At 57.4% G+C, this 244-nt stretch carries 1 pseudogene; it reads left to right on the top strand.

The features are described 5' to 3' along the window. Window positions 1–244 (top strand): annotated as a pseudogene (locus SB822_RS59925) (carbohydrate ABC transporter substrate-binding protein); the annotation flags it as partial.

Raw genomic sequence — 244 nt, forward strand, 5'->3', positions numbered from 1 at the left:
GTGACCAATGCGCTTTACAACTTCGGCTTCGAGTATCAGGACCCGAAGAAGCCGTACCACCTCGACGGCTTCGTCAACTCTCCGGGCGCGGTCAAGGGACTGGAGTACTACAAGGCGCTTTACAAGTGCTGCACGGCGCCGGGCATGACCAACGCGTACATGCAGGAAGGGCTGGATGCCTTCAAGTCCGGCCAGGTGGCCATGCAAATGAACTGGTTTGCATTCTTCCCCGGACTCTACAAAG

Source organism: Paraburkholderia sp. SIMBA_054 (assembly GCF_046534875.1).
GTDB lineage: Bacteria > Pseudomonadota > Gammaproteobacteria > Burkholderiales > Burkholderiaceae > Paraburkholderia > Paraburkholderia hospita.